We start from the raw sequence: 25265 nt of genomic DNA on the forward strand, positions 1-25265 counted from the left end.
CCGGGCGGCACACGCGCCGCCCGGCCCGGTGGCTTACTGCTTCGGGGTGATGCGGGTGATGCGGTCACCCTTCGGGTCTTCGGCACCGCGCGACTTGTTCACCGCGAACACATTGCCCTTGCCATCGGCGCGGACGTGGTTCGGCAGCGTGCCGCCCTCAAGGTTGGCGACCACCTTGCCGTCGCCGTTGACCACGGTGACGGTACCGGCGCCGCGGTTGCTGACGTAGGCCAGGCCGGAGGCATCGTCGAAGGCGACGTTCAGCGCACCGGCGCCGACCGGCACATCGTGCAGCACCTTGCCGGCGGCCACATCGACGATCAACAGGTTGTCGGTGCCCTGCGAGGCCACGTACAGGCGGTTGCGTGCCGCATCGAAGGCGACGCCGGAGGCGCTGATCGAATTGCCCAGGTCGATGACCTTGTCGACCTTGCCGCTGGCCACGTCGATCACCGCCGCTTCCGGCGTACCGATGCTGACGGTGAACAGCTTGCCGCCCTTCTCGTCCAGCACCAGGCTCATCGGGGTGAACTTGCCGTCATCGACGCCGGACTCCAGCGTCACCGCCGGCAATTCCTTGAAGGTCTTGGCGTCGAACACCGACAGGTGGTCCTCGCCGGTGGCCGAGGCGAACACCTTGCCGTGGGTGCCGTCGACCACCACGTCGCGCGCGTGCGGCACGGCATCGACCGGGAACTGGTGGACCAGTGACAGATCCTTCTGGCGATAGACCGCGATCGAGTTCTGGCGGGTATTGGTGACCCAGACGTTGCCATTGGTGTCATCCACGCCGACGCCGTAGACCGCATACACCGCACCATTGGTGCTGCCCGGCACCTGCGCCGGGGTGATCGCCTTGGTCACCTTCAGCGTCTTCGGGTCCAGCTTCAGCAGCTGCGACTGGGTCACCGGCGGGCGGCCCACCGCCGAGGTCACGAACACCGCGTTGCTGGCGGCGCTGTAGGCGGACTGGTACAGGCCCGGCACCAGCTTGTTGGACTGGGTGGCGAACTGCGCCTGGCCCGACAGCGGCAGCTGCGGCGAGACGCGCAGCTTCAGCACCGTGGCCGCGGCCGGCTGGCTGGCACGCACCACCACCGGGTGGGTGCCCGGCACCGCATCGGTCGGAATGCTCAGCTGGGTCTTGAAGTTGCCATCGGCATCGACCACCAACGGCTGCGCGTTGAGCACGCTGTCGCCACGCAGCAGGCTGACCTTCTGGCCGGGCACGAAACCGCGACCGACCACGTCGGCGGTGCTGCCGGGAACCACGTTCTCACCGCGTGAGACGACCTGGCCCTTGAAGGTGGCATTGGCCGGCTGGTCGAATACCGGCTGCGCGGTGGCGGTCACTGCCAGCAACAGGCCTGCGGCCAGGGAAGTGAGACGGAAAGACGGACGGAACGACATGGAAGGCTCCTTGCACACGTAGGCCGCGCCACGTGGCGCGGGAGTCATCGGTTGCCTGGGCCGCTGCACGTCGGCAGCCTCGCCTGGGTAGTGGGGTCGCACGGCATCGCGTGCGAGGGGATTCATTCGGCGGCGTTGTCACTGCCAGTGGCAGCGCCGTCGCCCGCGCTGCGATCGGTCACGCCATACAACTCATGCAGCGCAGCGTGGAACGAGGCTGGCAGCATCGGACCGTGGCCGAGGCCGTCGAACTCGCGGTAGTGAACGCTCAGTCCAGGTACCTTGCCCAGCCGTTCGGACAGCTGCATCGCTGCGTCCGGGGTGGCACCGCCAATGCGGCGCAGGTGCGCGACCACGCGCGGGTTGTTCATGTCGCGCTTGCCGCGGTCACCGATGCGCTCCGCGCCGCCCAGCATCAACCAGAGCTTTGCGTGCTGGCCGTGCAGGTTCTGCACAAACTGCTGTTCCGGATCGCCCAGCGCCGCACCCTGGCTCCACCACAGCGACGGGCTGGCTGCCAGGTAGGACTGGAACGCCGCCGGACGGGTGTACAGCGCATTGAGCACGAACAGCCCACCCAGCGAGTGGCCCCACAGCGCTTGCTGCTGCGCATCGATGCGTGCGCGGCGCTCGACTTCCGGCTTGATCCGGCGTTCGATCACATCGAGGAACGCTGCCGCACCCCCTCCCACCGCCTGGGTCGTGCCGCTCTCGTCGTCGGCACGGTCGATCCACGCGGTGTAGTCGCGGGTGCGCGCCTTCGAATCGATGCGCAGGTCGTTGTCGTAGCCGATCAGCACCAGCACCGGTGGTGCCTTGCGTGCCGCCAGCTCGGCCAGGATCGGCTGGTCCAGCACCATGGCCACGGCATTGCCGTCCAGCGCGTACAACACCGGCAGCGGCGCCTTGCCCGCCTTTGCCGGGATCGCCACGTTCACCCGCCAGCGGCGTTGCTGGTCGGGGCTGTCCACCACGAAATGCTCGAAGCGATAGCTGGCCGCCGGCTCGTCGAGCACGGTGTGGCCGATTTTCTGCAACGGGTTGCGCTGCTGCGCATGGGCGTACGGAGTAGCCAGGAGCAGACCCATCATCAGGGCGACGAGGCCGCGGGCCAGCGGACCACGGTGCGGAGGCAGGACAAGATGCTTCATCGGCGGCGGCAGAAGCGGCCCGTAGCCGCCGGTTCACAAGGGACCGCAGTCTACCGCAAACGCGAATGATTATCACATCGATCACGCGTCACACTGTGTATCACGCGCGCGCATGCCCGCTTGCACAGAGGGCGGAATTTCCCCTATTTTGCCGCCCACCGGGGCATTGGACCGCCCCGCTTCCAACGTTGCCAGGGAGGGCGGGCAGTCTGCCGCCGTCCCGGCCGTGTTCATCCGCGCCACGACCGCCATGGGATCGGATCCCATGATTGTGAGACCCCTTGAAGCACACCGCACTGATCGCCCTCACCCTCGGCCTGCTCGCGCCGCTGGCAGCCCACGCCGCACAGGATCTTCCGACGCTCTACCAGGCCTTTGAAGAAGCCGGCAATTCGACGCTGAGCATGGAAGAACTCAACCAGACGGTGACCTTCACCGCCGTGGCGCTGGGCGTTTCCAGCAACATGGCGGGCGAGCCGCTCATCGAAGCCGGCGATGACCAGGGCAATGTCCTGGCCCGGCTGACCAGCGATGATGAGCAGCAGGCGGCCAAACTGGGCGCACTGGAAGAAGGCGCTGTCTTCACCGCCAGCTGCACGCTGCAGTTCAGCTCGGGCACGGACTACCTGTCCTTCGGCGATTGCACCATCAAGTAAAGACGAAGCCGGCGAAACGCCGGCTTCTTTTCTTTGCCTCTGTAGCGTCGAGCCATGCTCGACTCGTGCAGCATCACGGCCCCGTGGGCACCGGGCCATACGGATTTTCCTGCGGCGTACCCGGCAGCAGCGAGAAGATCATGATCACGATGCCACCGCCCGGCACCAGCGCCAGCAGGAACAGCCAGCCCGACTGGTTGCAGTCATGCAGGCGGCGCACGGTCACGGCAATCAACGGCACGATCGTGGCCAGCCACATCACACCCAGCAGCACCACCATGCCGACCAGGATGCCGGCCAGTGCATCGGCGCTGTTGCGCAGGAGAATTGCCAGCACACCGGCCAGCACCATCACCGCCGTTGCGACCAGGAACAGGAACAGCTGGTACATCCAGTACTCGCGGCGGTTGGCGCGGCCCTCGAACTGCGCGTAGCGCTTCAACGGCAGAATCATTTCCTGCACGGCATCAATCCTTGAAAAGAGAAGCCGCGCAGTGTGCCAAATGCACGCGCACACGACAATGTAGCGCCGCGCCCTACCCGACTGCCATGCGCCTGTAGAGTCGAGCCATGCTCGACTGCTGTTCCAGAAGCAACCCGTAACCTGCGCAAGAGCGAAGTCGAGCATGGCTCGACGCTACAGAAGCGGGCTCAACGGCCCTTTGCGGCCCTCGCCGCTTCGCGCTCGGCACGCAGCCGGTCCAGCTTTTCCTTCAGCTTGATTTCCAGGCCACGTGGCACCGGGTTGTAGTACACCCGCTCGCCCATCGCATCCGGGAAGCCGGTCTGGTCCAGCGCGATGCCACCTTCGGCGTCATGGTCGTACTGGTACTCGGCGCCGTAGCCGAGCTCCTTCATCAGCTTGGTCGGCGCATTGCGCAGGTGCAGCGGCACCTCTTCGGTGCCACTCTCGCGCACGTCGGCCTTGGCCTGGTTGAACGCCGCATAGCCGGCATTCGACTTGGCGGTGCTGGCCAGATAGAGCACCAGCTGGGCGAAGGCAAGCTCACCTTCCGGGCTGCCCAGCCGCTCGTAGATGTCCCAGGCTTCCAACGCCATGCTCTGTGCACGCGGATCGGCCAGGCCGATGTCCTCAATGGCCATGCGGGTCAGCCGACGCGCCAGGTAGGACGGATCGCAGCCGCCATCGAGCATGCGGGTCAGCCAGTACAGCGCCGCATCCGGGTTCGAGCTGCGCACAGACTTGTGCAGCGCCGAGATCTGGTCGTAGAACTGCTCGCCGCCCTTGTCGAAGCGCCGGGTGCGATCGGCCAGCACCTGGGTCAGGGTCTGCGGGGTGATGCGGCCACCCTCGCCGCCCGCCAGTTCGGCGGCGATTTCCAGCAGGGTCAGCGCACGTCGCACGTCGCCATCCGCTGCGGTGGCGATTTCCAGCAACAGCTCGGGGGCGACCTCGATACCCTCGTCGCCCAGGCCGCGCTCGCGGTCACCCAACGCACGTTCCAGCGCCTCGACGATGTCGGTGGGCGAAACGCCTTCCAGCACATGCACGCGGCAGCGCGACAGCAGCGCCGAGTTCAGTTCGAACGACGGATTCTCGGTGGTGGCGCCAACGAACAGGATGGTGCCGCGCTCGATATGCGGCAGGAACGCGTCCTGCTGCGCCTTGTTGAAGCGATGCACTTCATCCACGAACAGCACGGTGCGCCGGCCTTCGGCGAAACGCTGCGCGGCTTCGGCCAGCACCTGGCGCACTTCCGGCAGGCCGGACAGCACCGCGGAGATGGCACGGAATTCGGCGTCGGAATACTCGGCCAGCAGCAGCGCCAGCGTGGTCTTGCCGCAGCCTGGCGGCCCCCACAGGATCATCGAATGCACGCGACCGGATTCGACCGCGCGGCGCAGCGCACTGTCGGGCGCCAGCAGGCGCTTCTGCCCGACCATTTCGTCCAGGGTGCGCGGGCGCATGCGCTCGGCCAGCGGGCGCAGATGTTCCCGATCGACGCTCAGCAGATCGGGGCCGGGGAAGGAGGTGGAGCGATGTCTTGGCACAGCGCCATTGTACCGCGAGAGCGTGCCAACCAAGGTTGGCACCCACCACGGCGGCCGGGCCATGATCGGTAGTGTCGGCCGCTGGCCGGCAGATCAAAAGCGTGTCAACCAAGGTTGACACCCACCAATGCGGTGCCGGTTGGCACCCACCGGAGCAGGTAGCGCCGGGCCATGCCCGGCGTCCCCGATCAGTTACCGATGACGTCGGTGCCCTTCGGCGGGGTGAAGCTGAAGGTGCCGGCGGCGAAGCCCGGGTTGCGCTTCCAGCCAGTGAAGCTGATCACGGTGCGCTGGCCGACCGCGTCGGTGATTTCCATCTTGGCCAGGCCCTGGGCGTTGAAGCCCAGCGCAGCGTACTGGAAGCTGGCTTCGGTCTCGCGCTTCGGCGACAGCGACAGCCACTGCAGGCCGTCGCGCTGTGCGGCCTCTTCGCTGACGTCGTACTGCTGCTCCAGCAGCGCCGGATTGATCAGCGCGGTCAGTGGGCTGTTCTGCTCTTCCTTGCCCTGCTCGCGCACGGTGGCCTGTTCCAGGTCCGGCTCGTACATCCAGACCTTCTTGCCGTCGGCCACGATCAGCTGCTCATGCGGGCGCACATACTCCCAGCGGAACAGGCGCGGTGCGGACAAGGCAACGCGGCCGCTGGTCGATTCCTTCACCTTGCCGCGGCTGTCGAACACCTGCTGGCTGAACTGGCCGTCCAGGCCCTTCAGGCCGCTGGTGAAGCTCTTCAGGTCATCGCGGGCACCGGCCCAGGCACTGCCGGCTGCGGCGCAGGCCACGGCCAGGGTGGTGGTGGCAAGGAAACGGCGGAAGCGGAAGTTCATGCAGGAATCCTGTGGGCGCATGCGCCAGGAAAGGTGGTAGCCAGTGTGCCCGGAGAATCATGAATGGGCGATCAGGGCGACATTATGCCGCCCCGAACGTCCATCGGCGATTCAGCCGCCCGCGCCCGGCAGCTTGCCGTACAGCACCTGGCCACGGAAGCCGCGCCGCACTTCGCGATACAGCGCGCGGAACGCCGAGTAGTCCTTCGGCTGGCACAGCGCCTCCGGGCCACGCACCGCGTTCTGCTGCAGGCGGTGGTGCACGACCACGTCCTGGCCCTCGCGGCTCCAGTCCACCCGGTACTCACCGGCGGCGTTACTGAAACGCTGACTGGCAGGGATGGCGATGATCGGTGCATTGGCCGGGAACTGCAGGCGGTAGGTTTCCTCGCGCAGGCTGGCATTGCAGTAGAACGGCGTCTCGTTGGCCGGCGCCGAGGCGGTGGCGTACAGACCGCGCACCGACTCGCCGCCCGGCGGATCGGGCACGGCCATGCCGCCGGCCACGCTGAAATCGGCGTAGTCCTCGGCCTGGAACGCCATGCGGTAGCCAAACGGCCGGGTCAGGTCGACCGGCACGCCCTGGATCTGCAGCTGCCCTCGCCCATCGAAGCCGGACGCGGCCATGATCTGCTCCTCGGCGCGCGCACGGTTCTGTGCGTTGAGCTGGGCGAACTGCGCACGCATGCCGATTTCGGCGTTCTCGCCCAGCTTCGGAATCGTTTCGCCACGCAGGTTGCCATTGGCATCGAAGGTGAAGCGCACTTCCATGGACGTGGCATTGCGCTGCGGCGTGTTGGCCGGCGTGCGTGCCAGCGTGGCGTCGCGGGTACGCATCACTGGTGCACCGAGGTCGCCTTCCGGCAGCTGGCCGAAGCGCGCCCACGCGGTGGTCGAATCCAGGTACAGATCAAACTCGGGGATGTAGGTGATGGCGTGGTTGAAGCGGCCCAGCACCGGGATCTTCGGCAGGGTCGGGCCGCCACCGGCGCCGATCAGTACCGGCGAACTGGCGATGCCCTTGGCCGCCAGCAGCGCCTCCAGGATCGTCACGTGGTCCTTGCAGTCGCCATAGTGGTTGTCGAGGATGCTCTGCGCGCTGTTCGGCTCCAGGCCGCCGTTGCCCAGGTACACCGCCACATAGCGGATGTTCTGCGCCACCCAGCGGTACAGCGCATCGGCCTGCTCGCGGCGGTCGCTGATGCCGGCGGTCACCTGGTCGGCCAGTGCCTGCAGCTCCGGGGTGACCTGCGCCGCAGGACCTGCCTTGAGCTGGTAGGCGCGGCCCATCTGCGACCAGTCACGATAGGTGCTGGCCATGATGTTCGGGCCGAACTCCCAACCCGCTGCCGACCAGTTCTGCGCCGGCATCGCCTCGTGGCGCTGGTAGCGCCAGCGCCACTGCGCCTGGCCGTTCTTCACCGTCGGGCGATCACTGCCCTGCACGCCACGGCTGTCGACGAACATCGGCAGGTTGGCCGGCGCACTGAGGGTAACCTCGGCGTCCTCGTATTCGGTGAAGACATTGAAGGTCTCCCACAGGCCGAAATAGCCCGGGAAGTACGGGGTGGTCTGGGTCCTGCGCACCTGGTAGTACAGCCGGGTGCCGGGGGCCAGGTTCGGGAACACGATCACCCGCACCTTGCGGTCGGCGTACATCGCCGCCGAAGCGCTGGAGTAGCTCTCCTGGGTGTAGATGCGGTCGGCCGGCACGTCGCGGCGCTGGCCGTCGGCGGTGATGGTGTAGGCGCCCAGTACTTCCAGGGTCTCCATCTTCTCGCTGTAGCTCAGCCGCACCTGGCTGAACTGCTCGACGGAGGCCTTGGTCTTGAGCAGGACTTCGTAGGTTTCGGTCTGCACATTGCCCGCATCGGGCCGCACCTGGTAATCGGCGCGGTAACGGACAATGCTGAAATTGTTGCTGGCTTCGGTATCGCCGCTGGTGGAGGGCGGCGCCGTAGCGGGCGCGGAGGTGGCGGTGTCTGCCAGTGCCGGGCCGGCAGCCAGGAAGGCTGCCAGCGCCAGTGCCAGCGCGCTGGGTACGGGGTGAAGCATGCGTCGGTTCCTTGGACGTCGTGGGGGATACGTCGGGTCTTACTTCGGCGGCGGCGGTGCCAGCACCGTGCGGTCGCCGTTGTGCTCGGGCGGACTGACCACGCCGGCCGCCTCCATGGCCTCGATCAGTCGCGCTGCACGGTTGTAGCCGATCTTCAGCCGGCGCTGCACGCCGGAAATCGAGGCGCGGCGGGTCTCGGTGACCACCCGCAGCGCTTCGTCATACAACGGGTCGGACTCATCGCCGGCAGAACTGTTCTCGGGCAGGCCGGTGGCGCCGACGACCACGCCGTCACCCATCGTCTGCACTTCGTCCAGCACGCCGTCGACATAGTCGGCCGGGCCCATCGCCTTGAGGTGCTCGACCACGCGGTGCACTTCCTCGTCGGAAACGAAGGCACCGTGCACACGCTCGGGCATGGCGGTGCCCGGCGGCAGGTACAGCATGTCGCCGTGGCCCAGCAGGGTTTCCGCACCGGACTGGTCGAGGATGGTGCGCGAGTCGATCTTCGAGCTGACCTGGAAGGCAATGCGGGTCGGGATGTTGGCCTTGATCAGGCCGGTGATCACGTCCACCGACGGGCGCTGCGTGGCCAGGATCAGGTGGATGCCGGCCGCACGCGCCTTCTGTGCCAGGCGCGCGATCAGCTCTTCCACCTTCTTGCCGACGATCATCATCATGTCGGCGAATTCGTCGATGAAGATGACGATGAACGGCAGCGTCTCCAGAGGGCGCGGCGCCTCGCCCAGTTCCGGGTTCGGCTTGAACAGCGGGTCCATCAGCGGCTGACCGGCGTCCTGGGCTTCCTTCACCTTCTTGTTGAAGCCGGCCAGGTTGCGCACGCCCACCGCGCTCATCAGCTTGTAGCGGCGCTCCATCTCGGCCACGCACCAGCGCAGGCCGTTGGCGGCCTCCTTCATGTCGGTGACCACCGGCGCCAGCAGGTGCGGGATGCCCTGGTAGACGCTCAGTTCGAGCATCTTCGGGTCGATCATCAGCATCCGCAGGTCTTTCGGCGAGGCCTTGAACAGCAGGCTCAACACCATCGCGTTGACCGCCACCGACTTGCCCGAACCGGTGGTACCGGCCACCAGCAGGTGCGGCATGCGCGCCAGGTCGGCCACGGTCGAGCGCCCGGCGATGTCCTTGCCCAGCGCCAGGGTCAGCACGCTCGCCGACTTGTCGTATTCCTTGGAGCGCAGCAGCTCGGACAGGTAGATCATCTCGCGGGTGACATTGGGGATTTCCAGGCCGATCACCGACTTGCCCGGAATCACGTCGACCACGCGCACCGATTTCACCGACAGCCCGCGCGCGATGTCCTTGTCCAGCGAACTGATCTGGCTAACCTTGATGCCCGGCGCAGGCTCGATCTCGAAGCGGGTGATGACCGGGCCGGGATTGGCACCGACCACCTGGGCGTCGATGCGGAAATCCTTCAGCTTGAACTCAATCTGCCGCGACAGCGCGTCCAGGGTTTCCTTGTCGTAGCCCACCGGCTGCGGCTTGGGGTCGTCCAGCAGGGCCAGCGGCGGCAGGTCCGAGCCGTCGCCATTGACGCCACGGAACATCGGGATCTGCGTGTCGCGCTTGGCCCGGTCACTCTTCTCGATCACCGGCTCGGGGCGTGGCTCGATCTTCACCGGCTCGCGCTTGGCGCGCACCTCGGCGTCGGCCTTGCGCACTTCCTGGCGCTCCTCGCGCATCACCCGGGTCTGCTGCCACTCGGTGACTTCTTCCTTCTTGCGCGCCAGCAACGGTGCCAACGACATCACGCCGCGGCCGATCTTCTCCATCACCGTGAACCAGGACAGCCCGGTTGCCAGGGTGATCGAGGCCAGCAGCAGCACCAGCACGAACAGGTTCGCACCCAGCGCACCGAAGCCCACCGTGAGCGAATTGCCAACCAGCTTGCCGAGGATGCCGCCGGCGCTGGACACATCGCCACTGAACAGGCGCACATGCAGGAAGCCGGTGCCGGCGATCAGGAAACCGACCAGCCCGACCAGGCGCAGCGCCGGGTCCAGGTCGTTCTCGCCCTTGCTCTCGCGCTTGAGGCCAAACATGGCGATCCACGCCAGAGCGCCCAGCACCACCGGCAGCAGGAAGGCGACATAGCCGAACAGCTGCAGCAGCACATCGGCGATCCAGGCCCCGGCGCGGCCGCCGAGGTTGTGTACCGGCGCGACCACGCTGCCGGTATGCGACCAGCCCGGATCGGTGGCTGAATAGGTGAACAGACTGGCCGCCAGGTACAGCAGGGCCGGCGCGATGGCGATCAGGCCAAGGTCGCGCCAGAGGCGTTGGCGGCGTGGATTATCGGTCGTCGCCGCCGCGGCCGTGCGACGTGACGCCTTGCTGTCGTCGGACTTGGAGCGTTCGGGGACCTGCTTCGCCACCTTAGACCATACCTTTGGAATGCGCTGTTAGTGATTGATAATAAATGAGACGGCGTCAGTTTTCAGTTATGCGACGTTTCACGGGGCATTCGGGCCGCCGCAACCACCACTGGATGACGGCGTTCTGTTCATCGGCTTGAATCGCCCTGCCCCAGCCGCCACTCTATGACCAGCCACGGATGCTGCGCAAACATCGCCAGCGCCTTGTCCCATCTACCTTTTCGCGAGTTTACATGAGCACCAGCCTGCCCTCCCGCCACCAGCGCCTCGTCATCCTCGGTTCCGGCCCGGCCGGCTGGACCGCCGCCGTCTACGCCGCCCGTGCCAACCTGAAGCCGGTCGTCATCACCGGCCTGCAGCAGGGCGGCCAGCTGATGACCACCACCGAGGTGGACAACTGGCCCGGTGACGCCCACGGCCTGATGGGCCCGGACCTGATGGCGCGCATGCAGGCCCATGCCGAGCGCTTCGAGACCGAGGTCATCTTCGACCACATCCACACCGCCGACGTGTCGCAGCGCCCGTTCAAGCTGATCGGCGACAGCCACGAGTACACCTGCGATGCCCTGATCATCGCTACCGGCGCCACCGCCAAGTACCTGGGCATCCCGACCGAGGACGAGTTCAAGGGCCGCGGCGTGTCCGCCTGCGCTACCTGTGACGGCTTCTTCTACCGCGACCAGGACGTGGTCGTGGTCGGTGGCGGCAATACCGCCGTGGAAGAGGCACTGTACCTGTCCAACATCGCCCGCAAGGTCTACCTGGTCCACCGCCGCGACACCCTGAAGGCGGAAAAGATCATGCAGGACAAGCTGTTCAAGAAGGTGGCCGAGGGCAGGATCGAGACCGTCTGGCACCACCAGGTGGAGGAGGTGCTGGGCAATGATGCCGGCGTGACCGGCGTGCGCGTGAAGTCCACCCTGGATGGCAGTACCCGCGACATCGACGCCCATGGCTTCTTCGTGGCCATCGGCCACCACCCGAACACCACCCTGTTCGACGGCCAGCTGGCGATGAACAACGGCTACCTGGAAATCCGCTCGGGCCTGGGCGGCAACGCCACCCAGACCTCGGTGGAAGGCGTGTTCGCGGCCGGCGACGTGGCCGACCAGCACTACCGCCAGGCGATCACCTCGGCCGGCTTCGGCTGCATGGCCGCACTGGACGCCGAGCGCTACCTGGACGCACAGGGCAAGGCCAGCTGAAACGCTGACCGCGTGCCGTAGCGTCGGGCCAGGCTCGACCCATGCAAAAGGCCGGCGCCACAGCGCCGGCCTTTTCCGTTGCGGAATACAGGGTTGAACCCTTACTCGGCCGCCAGGTATTCCACCTTTGCGGTGAGCACACCCTCTCCCGTCGGGCCGCCATCGGTCGAGTACACGAACAGCGGCTGATCTTCCAGCGCCACCACCGCCGGCAGATGGTCGGCCAGTGCGATGTAGCGGTACTCGACGTCCATCGAAATGGTGTTCGAGTACGACTCCTGGTGGCTCCACTTCCTGTAGTAGCTGGATTCGATCGTAATCACGAACGACTCGCCATTGCCCTTGATGTCGTGGGCGGTGCCAAAGCTATCGTGGATGCGGTACTGCACACCGATGCCCGGGTGCGATGTGCTGAAGGTGGTGTAGCCGTCGATCTGGCCGACCGGGTGCTCCTGGGCCAGCACATCGCCGCGCAGGGTGACCACCATTGGCTTGCAGTCGCGGAAGGCGGCCAGCGAGTTGCCTGGCTTCTGCCAATCGGTCATCGGCTGGCCGACGCCCTTGAACTGGTACCCCTGGCTGATGCGCCACAGCGCGGTGTTGCCACCGGCCTCGCAGAGCTGCGGCGTGGTACCCGCCTGGGCGGCAGTGGCCGGCGCTGCGGCAGTGAGTGCGGACAGGGCGACGACAGCGGCCAGCGCGCACGACAACGGGGCGAACGTTCGGATCATGTAGTACTCCAATAGGTAGAGGGGCCGACCGGCCTCTTTGCGGGCGTCGGCAGACGGAAAGCAGTCTTTCCACCAGCGATGCTAGGAACGCGCCTGCTACCTCGAAATAGGACAACGCCCAAATCTGTGCCACGCCCACGGACCGCCCCTCACCGTTGTAGCGTCGAGCCATGCTCGACTCAGGGCGCTCGCGAAGGTCATGCCATCGCGAACGCCTCATACCCCTCCATTCTCATAGGCCAGCCAACCTTTCTGGCGGGGGACCTAGCCACTTGGATTGCGGATGCACTGGACCTTATGCCTAACCGGAGGTGACTTCACCCCGTCCGCATCGACAACACGGGTCTCCCAGAAAAGTGGGGCACTACCAGCGTTCTCACATTTCATGGTGATCTGAAATGGTTTGTCATCAGGCGCATCGATCTGGACCTTACCGTCGCTGCAGATCCATCCGGGCGGACAGCCCACATTGGTGGTGACCAGCTCAATGGGATAGCGGGGGTAGCCTTCGAACACCACATCCACATTCCTGGCCCTGCCGGCTGAAAGGAGAAGGGACTCGATCGGGTCGATCTTCAATGGCACACACCCCTTGCCTTCCCGGAACAGGCGGTAGCCCTTCTCGACACCTTTCATTGAGGCCGTGCGGAAAACAGGGTCCTGCAGAGCAGCGGCGTCCGCCGCGTTGGTATGAAACCCTGTCTCGATAATTACCGAGGGCATATTTGCCTGCATGTTTTCACCATGCCTGCCTGTTTCAGGCGCCGGCGCAACTGCATAGTCCGAGTAATCATCAACTGAATTGATCAACTCCTTCATGTAGCACAGGACTTGACTTGCCAGCCGGTGATCCTCAGACCTACCCTCAGCCACATATGCGCGCGCCCCCGATGCCGCAGGGCTACCTGCATTGGTATGCAGATGGAACAGTGCGCGGGCTTGTAGCAGATTCGCGTAGCGGGGACGACTACGTATGTCTTCATCCCTTTCCCGAAGGGAACTATTGGACGTTGGAAGTGAGTTCCAGATGTCAGGCTGATCAGGATAAGAGGCTTCCAGAGAGTATCTTCCCCCCATGCGCCACCACGCTTGGCCGCTTCGGTCGTGGAGTTCCGCTGCCGGTGATCGAACGCGAACCGCGGCCACCTGACTGCGTTCGAGCAGCCATACGCGAAGCTCTTCCGCATACCCAGGTGTGATCTCGTCCTCGATGATCCCATTCGATGGATCACGTTGAGCCCTCCAGTCGCGGAATCCATGGTGGTAGTACCAACCATGCCCAGCAGACACGACGACCGGTCCGGCGCCCTGTCGCAGGCGCGAAGCGTCCCCGCCGTCCACGGAGCTCTCCGGATACTGCTCATCGAAATCTCTACCGTTATAGAAGAACTTCGTTCCTGTAGCTGGGACAATGGGTCTGGCGGCTTCAAGAGCACCATTCGAAATGAATCCTTGCAGGTCTTCCAATTCTGCGCCGCCCTCCCCAGGCAACTCCCCTCCCCTTAGATCGATTCGGATCAGCCCGGTCGCTACGTCGTACACAGCAACGGCTTCCAACGGGCTTTTCCCATGATTCTGTAGACGGTAGGCATCAAGCGCGTCCTGGCTTGCGCGAGTGACGACGGCATTCATTGCGGAATCCGAATCAACAGGACCTCGCCGGAACGCAGGCTGCTCGGCCTCGACCTGGCCTGTCAACGCAAGCATTGCGGTCAACGCGGTTGCAATCATATTGCTCTCCTATTCGGTAATGGCTGGACGACCCAACGGTCGCCCCTATCACTATCCGTATGTGAAACCGAATGGCGCTGCACAGGGCCTCCTTTGCTGTGATTTCGTATTTTTCTCATCGCCTTCAAAGCCGCCTAGGGCAATCGGCCCCCATCTGGCCTATCCTTTCCCCTCATGCCCTCCACCCGCTTCCTCGACTCCCTGCAGGCCATTCGCGCCACCGACTGGGACGCCCTGCACGACGGCCACAACCCCTTCGTCAGCCACGCGTTCCTGTCCGGACTGGAAGAACACGGCTGCCTGCGCGAGGACTGGGGCTGGCAGCCGCAGCACTTCACGCTATGGGACGGCGACGTCCTGATGGGCGCCATTCCCGGATATCTGAAGACCAACTCGCACGGCGAATTCGTGTTCGACCACGCCTGGGCCAACGCCTATGCCCGGCACGGTCGCGACTACTACCCGAAGTGGCTGGGTGCGGTGCCATATTCGCCGGTCACCGGTCCGCGGTTGCTGGCCCGTCACGATTCAGACCGGGCCACACTGCTGGCGGCACTGTGCGCGCAGCTGCCGTTGCTGAATGTGTCTTCGGCCCACGTCAACTTCCACAGTGCCAGCGACGAAGCCCTGTTTGGCGATGACTGGCTGCTGCGCGAGGATGTGCAGTTCCAGTGGCAGAACCCGGGCGACTGGGCCACGTTCGAGCAGTTCCTCGGCGCGATGGACCACAAGCACCGCAAGAACATCCGCCAGGAGCGCGCCAAGGTCACCCGCCAGGGCATCAGCTTCCGGGTGGTGCATGGCGATGAGGCCAGTCGTGCCGACCTGCAGGCGATGTACCGCTTCTACCTGCAGACCTTCCTCGAATACGGCAACGCCCCGGCATTGACCGAGGCCTTTCTGCGCCATCTGGCGATATCGCTGGGGCGCGGGCTGGTGTTGTTCCTGGCCGAACTCGACGGCGAACCGATTGCCGGCGCACTGTGCCTGCGCGGGGGTGACACGCTCTATGGCCGCTACTGGGGTGGCGCCACCCTGCCCGGCCTCCACTTCGAGGCCTGCTACTACCAGGGCATCGAGTACTGCCTGCGCGAAGGCCTTGCCCGGTTCGAGCCCGGTGCACAGGGCGAACACAAACTGGCGCGGGGTTTCCTGCCAACGCGGGTGCGCAGCCGGCACTGGGTGGCCGATGCGGACTTCGCAGAAGCGCTGCAGGAGTGGTGCCGGCAGGAGCGTCGGGACGTGCGGCGTTACCAGCATGAGTTGCAGGGGCATGGGCCGTTCCGGGAGCGTGCCAACCAAGGTTGGCACCTACCAGAGCAATAGGCCTACGGTTGGCACCCGTCAGAGCGATGGCGGGAACGCTGCGCTCAGGTGCACTGCCAGAAGTGCCCGCTCACCCGGCACGTCCCGCACCAGAACGTATAGAGCATGCCGCCGCTGCCCCACAGCAGCATGCCCTCACCCGTGGTCGGCAGCGTCGAATCCAGCTGCATCGCGAACGGCATTTCCTGGCCGCAATCGATGCACGTCGGGTACCAGGCACTCTGCACCCAGCTGGGCGCGCCACCCACGCGCGAGAGATTCTGCCGATGGTTGGACTGGCCCCAGTCCTGCTGCTGCCAGCGCGTGGTGTCCATGGCGGCCAGGCCGACCTCGGCCTGCATCAGGTCACCGCTGTCGGTAGGCGTGGCCGGCACCTCCAGATGTTGGCTGGGGTGGCAGCTGGGCAGGCCCTCGCCGTCGTGGCGATAGAAGCGCACCGGCGGATCTTCCCAGCCGCAGCAGTCCAGGCACAGGCCCAGCGTGATCTCGCCCGCTGCACCTGGCTGCAGCGCGGCAGCATCCGTCTGCAGCAAGCGCTGCAGCGGCGCATGACACCCTCCGCACAGCGCCTCCAGCGGCCCACCCATGCGGCCGGCATGGTGCGCCTGCCCACCGTTCCAGGTCGGATGCAGGCGCCAGATCCGCTTGCGCCAGCCCGGCTCGTCGGCCAACTGGGCGCGATGCTGCGCGCCGCTGAAACGGATGTGCAGCGGCCGCTCTCCATGCAGGCGCCGCGGATGTGGACCGTCGGCAACTCCAGCCCAATGCGCCCAGACCTCGGCGTCCAGTCGCCCCCAGTCGGCCAGATAGCCGCGCGCAGCGGCATAGGTCGCGGGCTGCGCCGCCAGCAGCAGCGCCCGTGCCCGCGGCATTTCACGATCATCATCGGCCTCGGCCAGGATCTGCGCCCAGCCCGCAGCCACCACAGACGGCAGCGCCCGCCACAGCTGCGAGGCCAGTTGCACCTCATCTTCGATGGCCACGGCCAGCAGCGCATCCCAATCGTCCTGCAGCACCTGCGGGGCCTGGTAGCTGGCGAACTCGATCACGCCGGCCAGCAGTTCGCCGCGCTCGCCGTCGCGATAGCGCCGCCAGGCGTCGGTGGCAACCGCGGGCACCATCTCATCCGGCAGCAGGTCCAGCGCCATGTCGAGGAAGGCCGAGCCTGGCGAGCGCCGCGCCAGGGCCAGCAGCATCAGCTCGCCCAGCTGGTGCGGCTGCTCAGCAGCCAGCGACAGCAGCATGCCCAGACTGTCGTTGCGTGTGCGCGGACTGTCGTGCACATCCAGAACGGCGCTGATCGGGTCGCTCATGCATGGGCTCCTTGCCGCGGGAAGGTGATGGTGCCAGACATCGCGCATGCCTACCGCGAATACAATTGCCAGCATGACCCGCCAGCTGCCCTGGCGCCTGGCCGATGCGCCGGACGCCCCCTTCCCACCGGCCGAGACCGCGCTGCGCCAGCCCGATGGCCTGCTCGCGGTAGGCGGCGACCTGCACCCGGCGCGACTGCTGAACGCCTATGCCGGCGGCATCTTTCCATGGTTCAGCGAGGGCGAGCCGATCCTGTGGTGGTCGCCGGACCCGCGCATGGTGTTCCGCACCGAGGGGGTGCATCTGTCCAGCCGCTTCCGTCGGCAGTTGCGCGGCAGCACGTGGGAGGTCACCGCCGACACGGCCTTCAGCCGGGTGATGCAGGCCTGTGCCGCCGCGCCCCGCCCGGGCCAGGATGGCACCTGGATCAGCCCGGCGATGATCGAGGCCTACAGCCAGCTGCATGATCTCGGCTTCGCCCACTCCTTCGAGGTCTGGGACCGGCAGACGCTGGTCGGGGGCATCTACGGGGTGGCGATCGGCTCGATGTTCTTCGGCGAAAGCATGTTCAGTGGCGCCAGCGGCGGCTCCAAGATCGCACTGGCTGCGCTGGCGGCCACCCTGCGTGGCTGGGGCTGGGCGCTGATCGATGCGCAGGTGGAGAATCCGCATCTGCTGCGGATGGGGGCCGAGCACCTGCCGCGCGCCGAATTCCTGGCGCATGTGCGACAGGCCGTGCGCGGCGACGGGCGCGAAGGCCCGTGGACCGGGGCGGTCGGACGGCTGCCGGCACGGGAATTGGCCGGGGGTTAACACAAACTTTGCAAGCTGGCCCGGTCACGCGTAAAATACCGCGCCTTAGGCCCAGCGTGGCCGTTTTCTGAACCGCACAGGACTACATGTCGAAAGACGATTCCATCGAGTTCGAGGGCACCGTCAGCGAGACGCTGCCGAACACCACTTTCCGCGTTCGTCTGGAAAATGGGCACGAAATCATTGCCCACATCTCCGGCCGCATGCGCAAGAACTACATCCGCATCCTTACCGGTGACCGGGTCAAGGTTGAAATGACCCCGTACGACCTGACCAAGGGCCGTATCACCTACCGCATGAAGTAAGCGGTCGGCGCTTCGCGCCACTCCGACAAGGCCAGCCCTGGTTGCTGGCCTTTTGTCATGCCTGCAATCCGGCCGTGCCGAAGGTCATCGTGACCGAACTCACCGTGACGTCGGTCAGCCCCGCTTGCGGCAGATTCGCATCTGCAACGACGACGGCAATCTGCAATCCGGTCCAGTCCGGATCGCTACCCCCTCGCACCGCCATGAAGATGCCCTTCCTGCTCACCGCCCTCGCCCTGGCCGCGACCGGCCTGCTGGCGTCGACCACCCAGGCCGCCGACACGGCCCCCGCCCAATGCGTACCGCTGACCGGCGAGCAGCAGATCGTGCGCGCCGGCGCAGACAAGAACGTGCTGCTGCGCACGGGCGACGACCACTATGTCGTGCATTTCCGCAACAGCTGCACTTCGGCCGTACGAGCCTCCCACCTCGGCTTCAAGACGGACGGGAAGGAGGCGACCGAACTGTGTGGTGAAGGCCGCAGCCAGCTCGACACCGGCCGCGGCACCTGCGACGTGGCGCGCATCGAGCCGATCGATGCCGAGCGGTTCAAGCGCGAAGCGCGTCTTCGCAGCCGCTGACCGCAGATACGACAAGGGCGGCCGAAGCCGCCCTTGTCCCTGCTTGTTGCCGGGCTGCGCCCGGCGCCGGCTTACTCCACCGTCACCGGCAACAGACGCTCCGGTTCGGCCTGGGTTTCGACCACCAGCTCGTCGTCGCGGACGTCGATGCTGACCTTGCCACCGTTCACCAGCTTGCCGAACAGCAGTTCGTCGGCCAGCGGACGCTTGATCTTGTCCTGGATCACGCGGGCCATCGGGCGGGCACCCATCAGCGGGTCGAAGCCGTGGTGGGCCAGCCAGTCGCGAGCGGTCGGCGTGGCCGACAGGCTGACCTGCTTGTCCTGCAGCAACATCTCCAGCTCGATCAGGAACTTGTCGACCACGCGCAGGATATGCTCGAAGCCCAGCGCCTGGAACTGCACCACCGCATCGAGGCGGTTGCGGAATTCCGGAGTGAAGGCGCGGCGGATGGTTTCCATCGCGTCGGTGGCGTGGTCCTGCTTGGTGAAGCCGATCGAACGCCGCGAGGCCTGCGCCGCGCCGGCATTGGTGGTCATCACCAGCACCACGTTCTTGAAGTTGGCCTCACGACCGTTGGTATCGGTCAGCACGCCGCGGTCCATCACCTGCAACAGGATGTTGAAGATGTCCGGGTGTGCCTTTTCGATTTCGTCCAGCAGCAGCACGCAGTGCGGCGTCTTGACGATCTTCTCGGTCAGCAGGCCGCCCTGGTCGAAGCCGACGTAGCCCGGGGGCGCACCGATCAGGCGGCTGATCGAATGCGGCTCCATGTACTCGGACATGTCGAAGCGGACCAGCTCGATGCCCAGCTGCAACGCCAGCTGCTTGGTCACCTCGGTCTTGCCGACACCGGTCGGGCCGGCGAACAGGAAGTTGCCGATCGGCTTTTCCGGATTGCCCAGGCCCGAGCGGGCCAGCTTGATCGCGGAAGACAGCGTCTCGATGGCCGGGTCCTGGCCGAAGATCACCATCTTCAGGTTGCGCTCCAGGTGCTGCAGCACATCCTTGTCGGTAGCGCTGACCTGCTTGGTCGGAATGCGCGCCATCTTGGCAACGATCGCCTCCACTTCCTCGACGTCGATCAGCTCCTTGCGCTGGCCTTCCGGCAGCAGGCGCTGGCGCGCACCGGCCTCATCGATCACGTCGATGGCCTTGTCCGGCAGCAGGCGGTCGCCGATGTGCTTCACCGAAAGATCCACCGCCGCCTGCAATGCCTCGTCGGAATAGGTCACGCCGTGGTGCAGCTCGTACTTGGACTTCAGCCCCTGCAGGATCTCGTAGGTCTCGCCGACGGTCGGCTCGACGATATCGATCTTCTGGAAGCGGCGGGCCAGCGCCCGATCCTTCTCGAAGATGCCACGATACTCCTGGAAGGTGGTCGAGCCGATGCAACGCAGCTCACCGGAGGCCAGCGCCGGCTTGATCAGGTTGGAGGCGTCCATGGTGCCACCCGAGGCCGAGCCGGCACCGATGATGGTGTGGATCTCGTCGATGAACAGCACCGCATTGGGCACCTTCTTCAGCGCGGTCAGCACGCTCTTCAGGCGCTTCTCGAAGTCGCCCCGGTACTTGGTGCCGGCCACCAGTGCGCCCAGGTCGAGCGAGTAGATCACGGCATCGGCCAGCACGTCGGGCACCGAGCCCTCGACGATGCGGCGGGCCAGGCCCTCGGCAATCGCGGTCTTGCCCACGCCGGCCTCGCCCACGTACAGCGGATTGTTCTTGCGGCGGCGGCACAGCACCTGGATGGTGCGCTCGATCTCGTCGGCGCGACCGACCAGCGGGTCGATGCGACCGGCCCGGGCCTGTTCGTTGAGGTTGCTGGCGAATTCGGTCAGGGCGTCGCCCTTCGGCTCACCCTCCCCGCCCTCGATGCGGCCCTCGCCCTCGGAGGACGAGGACGGCTGCTCGCCTTCCTCACCCAGCTTGGCGATGCCGTGGGACAGGTAATTGACCACATCCAGCCGGGTGACATCCTGCTGGTTGAGGTAATAGACGGCGTGGGAGTCCTTTTCGCCGAAGATGGCGACCAGCACGTTGGCGCCGGTGACCTCCTTCTTGCCCGAGGACTGCACGTGGTACACGGCCCGCTGCAACACGCGCTGGAAGCCCAGGGTCGGCTGGGTGTCGCGGCCGTCATCTTCGGCCAGGCGCGACACAGAAGCCTCGATGGCCTGCTCCAGTTCCTGGCGCAGGCGTTCGGCGTCGGCACCACAGGCCTTCAGAACGGCCTGGGCGGACGGGTTGTCGAGCAGTGCCAACAGCAGGTGTTCGACCGTCATGAACTCATGCCGGGCCTCACGAGCGCGCTTGTAGCACTGGCCGATGGTGTGTTCGAGGTCTTTGCTGAACATGGATTACTCCGGCGGCAGATGGGGACAATATGCGGCCTGACTACGCGATTTCCATCACCCTAGCGGATTGCTGCGTTCAGATGGCGTTAGCAGTACACATCGCTTGATCTTCATTCACTCCAGGACAGCCCGCCCAGCATGAGCGAACCCTACCTGAGCCGCTGGCGATTGCGGCGTGATGGCAAGGCCATCGAAACGCCCCGTGCCCAGCTCTGGCCGGTACTGACCGCCGCCGGCGAGCCGGCGATGCTGAAGGTCAGCAGCGAAACCGAAGAGCAGAACAGCCATCGCCTGCTGCGCTGGTGGGACGGTGACGGCGCCGCCCGCCTGCTGGCCCACGAGGGGCCGGCGATCCTGATCGAGCGCGCCCGCGGCGACTCGCTGCGACAACGCTCGATCGACGGCGACGATGACGCCTGCACCACGATCCTGTGCCAGGTCCTGCAGCGACTGCACCAGCCTCGGAGCACGCCGCCAGCGGAACTGGTCTGCCTGCGTACATGGTTCGCCGACCTGCTGCAGCCAAGGGCTGCGCTGCCGCCATTAATGGAACAGTGCAGGTCACTGGCGGAGGAGCTGCTGCAGGACGAACAGGAGATCCGCCCCCTGCACGGCGACCTGCACCACGACAACGTGATGGATTTCGGTCCGCGCGGCTGGCTGGCGATCGACCCGAAGCGGCTGCTGGGCGACCGGGCCTTTGATTACACGACGCTGTTCAGCAACCCGGATCTGTGCGGCCCGGGCATCCATGTGGCCACGCGCCCGGAGCGGTTTGCCGCCCGGCTGGAACAGGTGAGCACGCTGGCCGGCCTGGAGCGCGGCCGCCTGCTGCGCTGGATCGCGGCCAGCATGGGGCTGTCGGCGGTGTGGTTCCGCGATGACGGCGACCCCGCGGACGTGGACGAGGCAGTGGCGCGGATGGCACTGGAGGCACTGGCGGAGGGGTGAACCGCGCTTGGCAGGTTCCCCCATGCTGGGCACACCCTGTGCGGGATCGATACAGGCCCGTGCCCTGGTAGGTGCCCACCTTGGTGGGCACGCCCCGTCCGGGATCGATACAGGCCTGCGCCCTGGTAGGTGCCCACCTTGGTGGGCACAACGGGTCCGGAATCAATGTGCCCGGACGAGAATCAGTAGCCGGTCAGGCCTTTTCCATCGTGCACAGCAACGGATGCTGGTTCATCCGCGAGTACTCGTTGACCTGGGCGACTTTGGTCTCGGCCACTTCGCGCGTGAACACCCCGCACACGCCGCGGCCACGGGTATGCACGTGCAACATCACCTGCGTGGCCTTGTCCAGGTCCATGCTGAAGAACTGCTGCAGCACGTCCACCACGAAATCCATCGGGGTGTAGTCGTCGTTGAGCAGCATCACCTGGTAGAACGGCGGCGGCGCCACTTCCGGGCGCGCGGGCTCCACGGCAACGCCGTGCTCGTGATGGGAATCGGGGGAAGACTCATGGGGCATCCACCCATTATAGAGGTTGCGCCCGGCCTGCGTCGGCCTGCCGCGGATTGGACGGCACGGACGCCCACCGTCACAATTGCAGCTTCTTTCAAATCTGTTTCACAGGATCTTCATGAAAAGGACCCTTCTGCCTGCCCTGCTGATCGGCCTGGCGGCCGCTGGCTCCGCCGCCGCCGCGACCGAGGCAGACAAGGCCGTGGCCCGCCACTTGGACAAGCTGGGCTACACCTATGAGGTGGACGAGGACGGCGATTACCGCATGGTGTTCGACGTCGAGGGTGACCGCACGCAGATGGTCTATGTGCGTTCGTCGGTGGAAGATTTCGGTACCCACAACATCCGCGAGATCTGGTCGCCGGCCTACATCGCCAAGACCAAGCAGTTCCCGGTGGCCGTGGCCAACCGCCTGCTGGAGGATTCGCAGGATGCCAAGATGGGCGGCTGGGTGAAGCAGGACACCACCGCCATGTTCGTGGTGAAGATCGACGCCGATGCCAGCGCCGACCAGCTCAGCGACGCCATCGATGCGGCCATCCGCACCGCCGATGCGATGGAGCTGGAACTGACCAAGAAGGACGAATTCTGAGGTGAACGCCACGCCGGACCCGCGCTGGGCACCGCACGCCACCGTCGCCACCGTCGTGGTCGACGGCGGCCGCGTGCTGCTGGTCGAAGAGACCATCGAGGGCCGGCAGGTGCTGAACCAGCCCGCCGGCCACCTCGAGCCGGGCGAAAGCCTGGCCGAGGCGGCCCTGCGCGAGACCCGCGAGGAAACCGGCTGGACGGTACAGCTGACCCATTTCATCGGCTGCTACCAGTGGACCGCCGGCGACGGCACCGCCTTCCTGCGCTTCTGCTATGCGGCACGCCCGCTCTCGCATGACCCGGCGCAGCCGCTGGACACCGGCATCGACCGCGCGCTGTGGCTGGCCCCGGCCGAGCTGCAGTCCGCTGGCGAACGCCTGCGCAGCCCGCTGGTCTGGCAGGTGGTGGCTGATTTCCTGGGTGGCCAGCGCCATCCCCTTTCACTGGTCAGGGAGGTCGCATGACCACTCCGCGGGTGATGGTGGGCGTCTCCGGTGGCGTCGATTCCTCGGTCGCCGCCTGGCGCCTGGTGCAGCAGGGCGAAGCCGTAGCCGGCCTGTTCATGCAGAACTGGGCCGACGACGGCAGTGGCGATTGCCGCGCCGAGGATGACCGCCGCGATGCGGTGGCGGTCTGCGGCCTGCTCGGCATCCCGTTCCACTTCCGCGATTTCTCCAGCGAGTACTGGCAGGGCGTGTTCGAGCACTTCCTGGCCGAGTACGCCGCCGGCCGCACACCGAACCCGGACGTGCTGTGCAACCGCGAGGTGAAGTTCAAGCACTTCCTGGACGCGGCCCGCGAACTGGGTGCCGAGCGCATCGCCACCGGCCATTACGCGCGGGTGACCCAGCGCGGCGGCCAGTGGCTGCTGCTGCGCGGCGCCGACCGCTCCAAGGACCAGAGCTACTTCCTGCACCAGCTCGGCCAGCAGCAGCTGGCGGCCACGCTGTTCCCGATCGGCGATCTTGAAAAGAGCGACCTGCGCCGGATCGCGCGCGACGTCGGCCTGCCGACCCACGCAAAGAAGGACTCCACCGGCATCTGCTTCATCGGCGAGCGCGACTTCCGCGAATTCCTTGGCCGTTACCTGCCCGCCAAGCCGGGCCAGATCCTCGACCCGGCCGACGGCAGCGTGATCGCCGAGCATCCGGGCGTGTTCTATTTCACCCTGGGCCAGCGCGAAGGCCTGAACATCGGCGGCGTACGCGGCCGTCCGGCCGCGCCGTGGTACGTGGTCGGCAAGGACGTGGCCAGCAACGTGCTGTACGTGGACCAGGACCGCGACAGCCGCTGGATGCTGTCTGACCGCCTGCGCTCGGAGACCGCGCACTGGATTGCCGGCTCGCCGCCGGCGCGGCGCTTCGAATGCACCGCACAGACCCGCTACCGCCAGCCCGACGAGCCGTGTACGGTCGAGGTGCTGGACGATGGCAGCGTGCTGGTCAGCTTCGCCCGCCCGCAACGCGCCGTCACCCCCGGCCAGTCGCTGGTGCTGTATGACGGTGACGTCTGCCTGGGTGGCGCGGTGATCGCCGCCACCGACGCACCGCTGGAACAGCGCCTGCGCACCACCCCTTCTCCTTTTGAGGTAATCGCTGCATGAGTTTCACCGTCGACGACCGCGTCCTGGCCTTGGCCGGCATTGCCCAGGCCCTGCAGCAGGTGCGCCGCATCGCCGATACTGGCCATTCCGACGCCGCCGCCGTGCGCACCGCCGTGGACAGCGTGTTCCGCGTCGACGCGTCCTCGCCGCAGGAGGTGTTCGGTGACCGCGACGCGCTGAAGGCGGGCCTGCGGCTGCTGCACAACTACTTCCGCAGCCAGGGCCAGGATCCGATCCTGCCCAAGCTGGCGCTGTCGGTGCTGCAGCTGGAGCGACGCTTCGTGCAGGACGGGGCGACCGTGAACAAGGTCGCTTCGGGCATCGAGCGCGCCCAGCGCCAGGCCACGGAACTGGGCGACAGCGGCCATCCGGACGTGCTGGCCAACCTGGGCGGCCTGTATGCCGACACCATCAGCCACCTGAAACCGCGGGTGATGGTGCAGGGCAACCCGCACTACCTGGGGCAGGCCGGCGTGGTCGCCGAGATCCGCGCCCTGCTGCTGGCCGCGGTGCGCTCGGCGGTGCTGTGGCGGCAGCTGGGCGGCAGCTACTGGGACTTCCTGTTCAGCCGCAAGGCGATGATCGAGGCCGTGGACCGTCAGCTGGCCTGATCTTCACCACAATCGCCGGGCAGCGCCCGGCGAGCGCACCACCACGCAACGACGCGCCAGGCGCCGGAAAACCGGCGCATTCAGAATGCACTTCGGGGCACATCGACGTTAAAGAGAAAG

Annotated in this window: 24 protein-coding genes; 11 read left to right on the forward strand and 13 right to left on the reverse strand. The window is 66.3% G+C overall.

Features of this window, described 5'->3' with window-relative positions:
* Positions 1–33: 33 nt before the first annotated feature.
* The gene (locus tag SSKA14_RS13390; protein WP_008266307.1) at positions 34–1410 is read right to left on the reverse strand and encodes a YncE family protein; all 1377 of its coding nucleotides are present in this window, start codon (positions 1408–1410) and stop codon (positions 34–36) included.
* Between the two features lie 122 nt (positions 1411–1532).
* Positions 1533–2561 carry an alpha/beta hydrolase-fold protein gene (locus SSKA14_RS13395; RefSeq protein ID WP_008267729.1) on the reverse strand — a complete coding sequence of 343 codons (1029 nt, stop codon included), beginning with the start codon at positions 2559–2561 and terminating at the stop codon, positions 1533–1535.
* 281 nt (positions 2562–2842) lie between these two features.
* Between SSKA14_RS13395 and SSKA14_RS13400 the strand changes: the two genes are divergently transcribed.
* A complete protein-coding gene (locus SSKA14_RS13400; protein ID WP_008267791.1) occupies positions 2843–3217 on the forward strand; it encodes a hypothetical protein in 375 nt (124 codons plus the stop codon).
* A 73-nt stretch (positions 3218–3290) separates the two neighbouring features.
* Here the strand turns inward: SSKA14_RS13400 and SSKA14_RS13405 are convergent, their stop codons facing one another.
* The 5 genes from SSKA14_RS13405 to SSKA14_RS13425 form a co-directional block, all read right to left on the reverse strand.
* Positions 3291–3680: a DUF805 domain-containing protein gene (locus tag SSKA14_RS13405; RefSeq protein WP_008268541.1), complete on the reverse strand. Its 390-nt coding sequence runs from the start codon at positions 3678–3680 to the stop codon at positions 3291–3293.
* A 188-nt stretch (positions 3681–3868) separates the two neighbouring features.
* Positions 3869–5146 carry a replication-associated recombination protein A gene (locus SSKA14_RS13410; protein ID WP_008267284.1) on the reverse strand — a complete coding sequence of 426 codons (1278 nt, stop codon included), beginning with the start codon at positions 5144–5146 and terminating at the stop codon, positions 3869–3871.
* Between the two features lie 272 nt (positions 5147–5418).
* Complete coding sequence (lolA, locus tag SSKA14_RS13415; RefSeq protein WP_008266887.1) at positions 5419–6057, reverse strand: outer membrane lipoprotein chaperone LolA; 639 nt, start codon at positions 6055–6057, stop codon at positions 5419–5421.
* A gap of 111 nt (positions 6058–6168) precedes the next feature.
* Entirely contained in the window at positions 6169–8112 is a 1944-nt protein-coding gene (locus tag SSKA14_RS13420) for a DUF3857 domain-containing protein (RefSeq protein WP_008264530.1), read from the reverse strand.
* 39 nt (positions 8113–8151) lie between these two features.
* Positions 8152–10512 (reverse strand): DNA translocase FtsK, encoded by a 2361-nt coding sequence (locus SSKA14_RS13425; RefSeq protein ID WP_008267405.1) that lies wholly within the window; start codon positions 10510–10512, stop codon positions 8152–8154.
* A gap of 233 nt (positions 10513–10745) precedes the next feature.
* Here SSKA14_RS13425 and trxB point away from each other — a divergent pair, with 233 nt between their 5' ends.
* A complete protein-coding gene (gene trxB, locus SSKA14_RS13430) occupies positions 10746–11717 on the forward strand; it encodes a thioredoxin-disulfide reductase (protein ID WP_008265109.1) in 972 nt (323 codons plus the stop codon).
* 101 nt (positions 11718–11818) lie between these two features.
* Here the strand turns inward: trxB and SSKA14_RS13435 are convergent, their stop codons facing one another.
* Positions 11819–12448, reverse strand: a complete 630-nt coding sequence (locus tag SSKA14_RS13435) for a hypothetical protein (RefSeq protein WP_040007767.1) — start codon at positions 12446–12448, stop codon at positions 11819–11821.
* A gap of 264 nt (positions 12449–12712) precedes the next feature.
* On the reverse strand, positions 12713–14179 hold the full coding sequence (locus SSKA14_RS13440) for an N-acetylmuramoyl-L-alanine amidase (RefSeq protein ID WP_008267625.1): 1467 nt from the start codon (positions 14177–14179) through the stop codon (positions 12713–12715).
* 174 nt (positions 14180–14353) lie between these two features.
* Between SSKA14_RS13440 and SSKA14_RS13445 the strand changes: the two genes are divergently transcribed.
* Positions 14354–15505, forward strand: coding sequence for a GNAT family N-acetyltransferase (locus SSKA14_RS13445; protein WP_008264800.1), 1152 nt, complete (start codon positions 14354–14356; stop codon positions 15503–15505).
* A gap of 44 nt (positions 15506–15549) precedes the next feature.
* On the opposite strand, the gene SSKA14_RS13450 is transcribed toward SSKA14_RS13445, so the two are convergent.
* On the reverse strand, positions 15550–16818 hold the full coding sequence (locus SSKA14_RS13450) for a hypothetical protein (RefSeq protein ID WP_008268651.1): 1269 nt from the start codon (positions 16816–16818) through the stop codon (positions 15550–15552).
* Between the two features lie 73 nt (positions 16819–16891).
* Here SSKA14_RS13450 and aat point away from each other — a divergent pair, with 73 nt between their 5' ends.
* Together aat and infA are read left to right on the forward strand one after the other, a co-directional pair.
* Positions 16892–17632: a leucyl/phenylalanyl-tRNA--protein transferase gene (gene aat, locus SSKA14_RS13455; protein ID WP_008267868.1), complete on the forward strand. Its 741-nt coding sequence runs from the start codon at positions 16892–16894 to the stop codon at positions 17630–17632.
* An 86-nt stretch (positions 17633–17718) separates the two neighbouring features.
* Positions 17719–17937 (forward strand): translation initiation factor IF-1, encoded by a 219-nt coding sequence (gene infA / locus SSKA14_RS13460; protein ID WP_005409596.1) that lies wholly within the window; start codon positions 17719–17721, stop codon positions 17935–17937.
* Between the two features lie 55 nt (positions 17938–17992).
* Here infA and SSKA14_RS23840 read toward each other — a convergent pair whose 3' ends face one another.
* Positions 17993–18142, reverse strand: coding sequence for a hypothetical protein (locus tag SSKA14_RS23840; RefSeq protein ID WP_157635952.1), 150 nt, complete (start codon positions 18140–18142; stop codon positions 17993–17995).
* Between SSKA14_RS23840 and SSKA14_RS13465 the strand changes: the two genes are divergently transcribed.
* On the forward strand, positions 18141–18518 hold the full coding sequence (locus SSKA14_RS13465) for a hypothetical protein (RefSeq protein ID WP_008267897.1): 378 nt from the start codon (positions 18141–18143) through the stop codon (positions 18516–18518). The two genes, SSKA14_RS23840 and SSKA14_RS13465, sit on opposite strands and share 2 nt — an antisense overlap.
* Positions 18519–18589: 71 nt before the next feature.
* On the opposite strand, the gene clpA is transcribed toward SSKA14_RS13465, so the two are convergent.
* The gene (gene clpA / locus SSKA14_RS13470; protein WP_008265440.1) at positions 18590–20875 is read right to left on the reverse strand and encodes an ATP-dependent Clp protease ATP-binding subunit ClpA; all 2286 of its coding nucleotides are present in this window, start codon (positions 20873–20875) and stop codon (positions 18590–18592) included.
* A 138-nt stretch (positions 20876–21013) separates the two neighbouring features.
* On the opposite strand from clpA, the gene SSKA14_RS13475 reads away from it, so the two are divergent.
* Entirely contained in the window at positions 21014–21826 is an 813-nt protein-coding gene (locus SSKA14_RS13475) for an APH(6) family putative aminoglycoside O-phosphotransferase (RefSeq protein WP_008265677.1), read from the forward strand.
* A 193-nt stretch (positions 21827–22019) separates the two neighbouring features.
* On the opposite strand, the gene clpS is transcribed toward SSKA14_RS13475, so the two are convergent.
* Positions 22020–22346 (reverse strand): ATP-dependent Clp protease adapter ClpS, encoded by a 327-nt coding sequence (gene clpS / locus SSKA14_RS13480; RefSeq protein WP_006444529.1) that lies wholly within the window; start codon positions 22344–22346, stop codon positions 22020–22022.
* Positions 22347–22458: 112 nt separating this feature from the next.
* On the opposite strand from clpS, the gene SSKA14_RS13485 reads away from it, so the two are divergent.
* The 4 genes from SSKA14_RS13485 to hflD are packed head-to-tail and all read left to right on the forward strand — an operon-like array spanning position 22459 to position 25145.
* Positions 22459–22932: a hypothetical protein gene (locus tag SSKA14_RS13485; RefSeq protein ID WP_040007777.1), complete on the forward strand. Its 474-nt coding sequence runs from the start codon at positions 22459–22461 to the stop codon at positions 22930–22932.
* A gap of 1 nt (position 22933) precedes the next feature.
* A complete protein-coding gene (locus SSKA14_RS13490) occupies positions 22934–23395 on the forward strand; it encodes an NUDIX hydrolase (protein WP_008266908.1) in 462 nt (153 codons plus the stop codon).
* Entirely contained in the window at positions 23392–24534 is a 1143-nt protein-coding gene (gene mnmA / locus SSKA14_RS13495) for a tRNA 2-thiouridine(34) synthase MnmA (protein ID WP_008266690.1), read from the forward strand. Before SSKA14_RS13490 ends, mnmA begins: the two co-directional genes overlap by 4 nt.
* A complete protein-coding gene (gene hflD / locus SSKA14_RS13500; protein WP_008267693.1) occupies positions 24531–25145 on the forward strand; it encodes a high frequency lysogenization protein HflD in 615 nt (204 codons plus the stop codon). Before mnmA ends, hflD begins: the two co-directional genes overlap by 4 nt.
* Positions 25146–25265: the final 120 nt, after the last annotated feature.

It is taken from the genome of Stenotrophomonas sp. SKA14, from assembly GCF_000158575.1.
GTDB lineage: Bacteria > Pseudomonadota > Gammaproteobacteria > Xanthomonadales > Xanthomonadaceae > Stenotrophomonas > Stenotrophomonas forensis.

Excerpts from the sequence above, each read along its gene's own strand:
- SSKA14_RS13390 (WP_008266307.1), bottom strand. The coding sequence starts at position 1,410 with ATGTCGTTCCGTCCGTCTTTCCGTCTCACTTCCCTGGCCGCAGGCCTG.
- SSKA14_RS13395 (WP_008267729.1), bottom strand. The coding sequence starts at position 2,561 with ATGAAGCATCTTGTCCTGCCTCCGCACCGTGGTCCGCTGGCCCGCGGC.
- SSKA14_RS13410 (WP_008267284.1), bottom strand. The coding sequence starts at position 5,146 with ATGCGCCCGCGCACCCTGGACGAAATGGTCGGGCAGAAGCGCCTGCTG.
- lolA (WP_008266887.1), bottom strand. The coding sequence starts at position 6,057 with ATGAACTTCCGCTTCCGCCGTTTCCTTGCCACCACCACCCTGGCCGTG.
- SSKA14_RS13420 (WP_008264530.1), bottom strand. The coding sequence starts at position 8,112 with ATGCTTCACCCCGTACCCAGCGCGCTGGCACTGGCGCTGGCAGCCTTC.
- trxB (WP_008265109.1), top strand. The coding sequence starts at position 10,746 with ATGAGCACCAGCCTGCCCTCCCGCCACCAGCGCCTCGTCATCCTCGGT.
- SSKA14_RS13435 (WP_040007767.1), bottom strand. The coding sequence starts at position 12,448 with ATGATCCGAACGTTCGCCCCGTTGTCGTGCGCGCTGGCCGCTGTCGTC.
- SSKA14_RS13440 (WP_008267625.1), bottom strand. The coding sequence starts at position 14,179 with ATGATTGCAACCGCGTTGACCGCAATGCTTGCGTTGACAGGCCAGGTC.
- SSKA14_RS13445 (WP_008264800.1), top strand. The coding sequence starts at position 14,354 with ATGCCCTCCACCCGCTTCCTCGACTCCCTGCAGGCCATTCGCGCCACC.
- SSKA14_RS13450 (WP_008268651.1), bottom strand. The coding sequence starts at position 16,818 with ATGAGCGACCCGATCAGCGCCGTTCTGGATGTGCACGACAGTCCGCGC.
- aat (WP_008267868.1), top strand. The coding sequence starts at position 16,892 with ATGACCCGCCAGCTGCCCTGGCGCCTGGCCGATGCGCCGGACGCCCCC.
- infA (WP_005409596.1), top strand. The coding sequence starts at position 17,719 with ATGTCGAAAGACGATTCCATCGAGTTCGAGGGCACCGTCAGCGAGACG.
- SSKA14_RS13465 (WP_008267897.1), top strand. The coding sequence starts at position 18,141 with ATGAAGATGCCCTTCCTGCTCACCGCCCTCGCCCTGGCCGCGACCGGC.
- SSKA14_RS23840 (WP_157635952.1), bottom strand. The coding sequence starts at position 18,142 with ATGGCGGTGCGAGGGGGTAGCGATCCGGACTGGACCGGATTGCAGATT.
- clpA (WP_008265440.1), bottom strand. The coding sequence starts at position 20,875 with ATGTTCAGCAAAGACCTCGAACACACCATCGGCCAGTGCTACAAGCGC.
- SSKA14_RS13475 (WP_008265677.1), top strand. The coding sequence starts at position 21,014 with ATGAGCGAACCCTACCTGAGCCGCTGGCGATTGCGGCGTGATGGCAAG.
- clpS (WP_006444529.1), bottom strand. The coding sequence starts at position 22,346 with ATGCCCCATGAGTCTTCCCCCGATTCCCATCACGAGCACGGCGTTGCC.
- SSKA14_RS13485 (WP_040007777.1), top strand. The coding sequence starts at position 22,459 with ATGAAAAGGACCCTTCTGCCTGCCCTGCTGATCGGCCTGGCGGCCGCT.
- mnmA (WP_008266690.1), top strand. The coding sequence starts at position 23,392 with ATGACCACTCCGCGGGTGATGGTGGGCGTCTCCGGTGGCGTCGATTCC.
- hflD (WP_008267693.1), top strand. The coding sequence starts at position 24,531 with ATGAGTTTCACCGTCGACGACCGCGTCCTGGCCTTGGCCGGCATTGCC.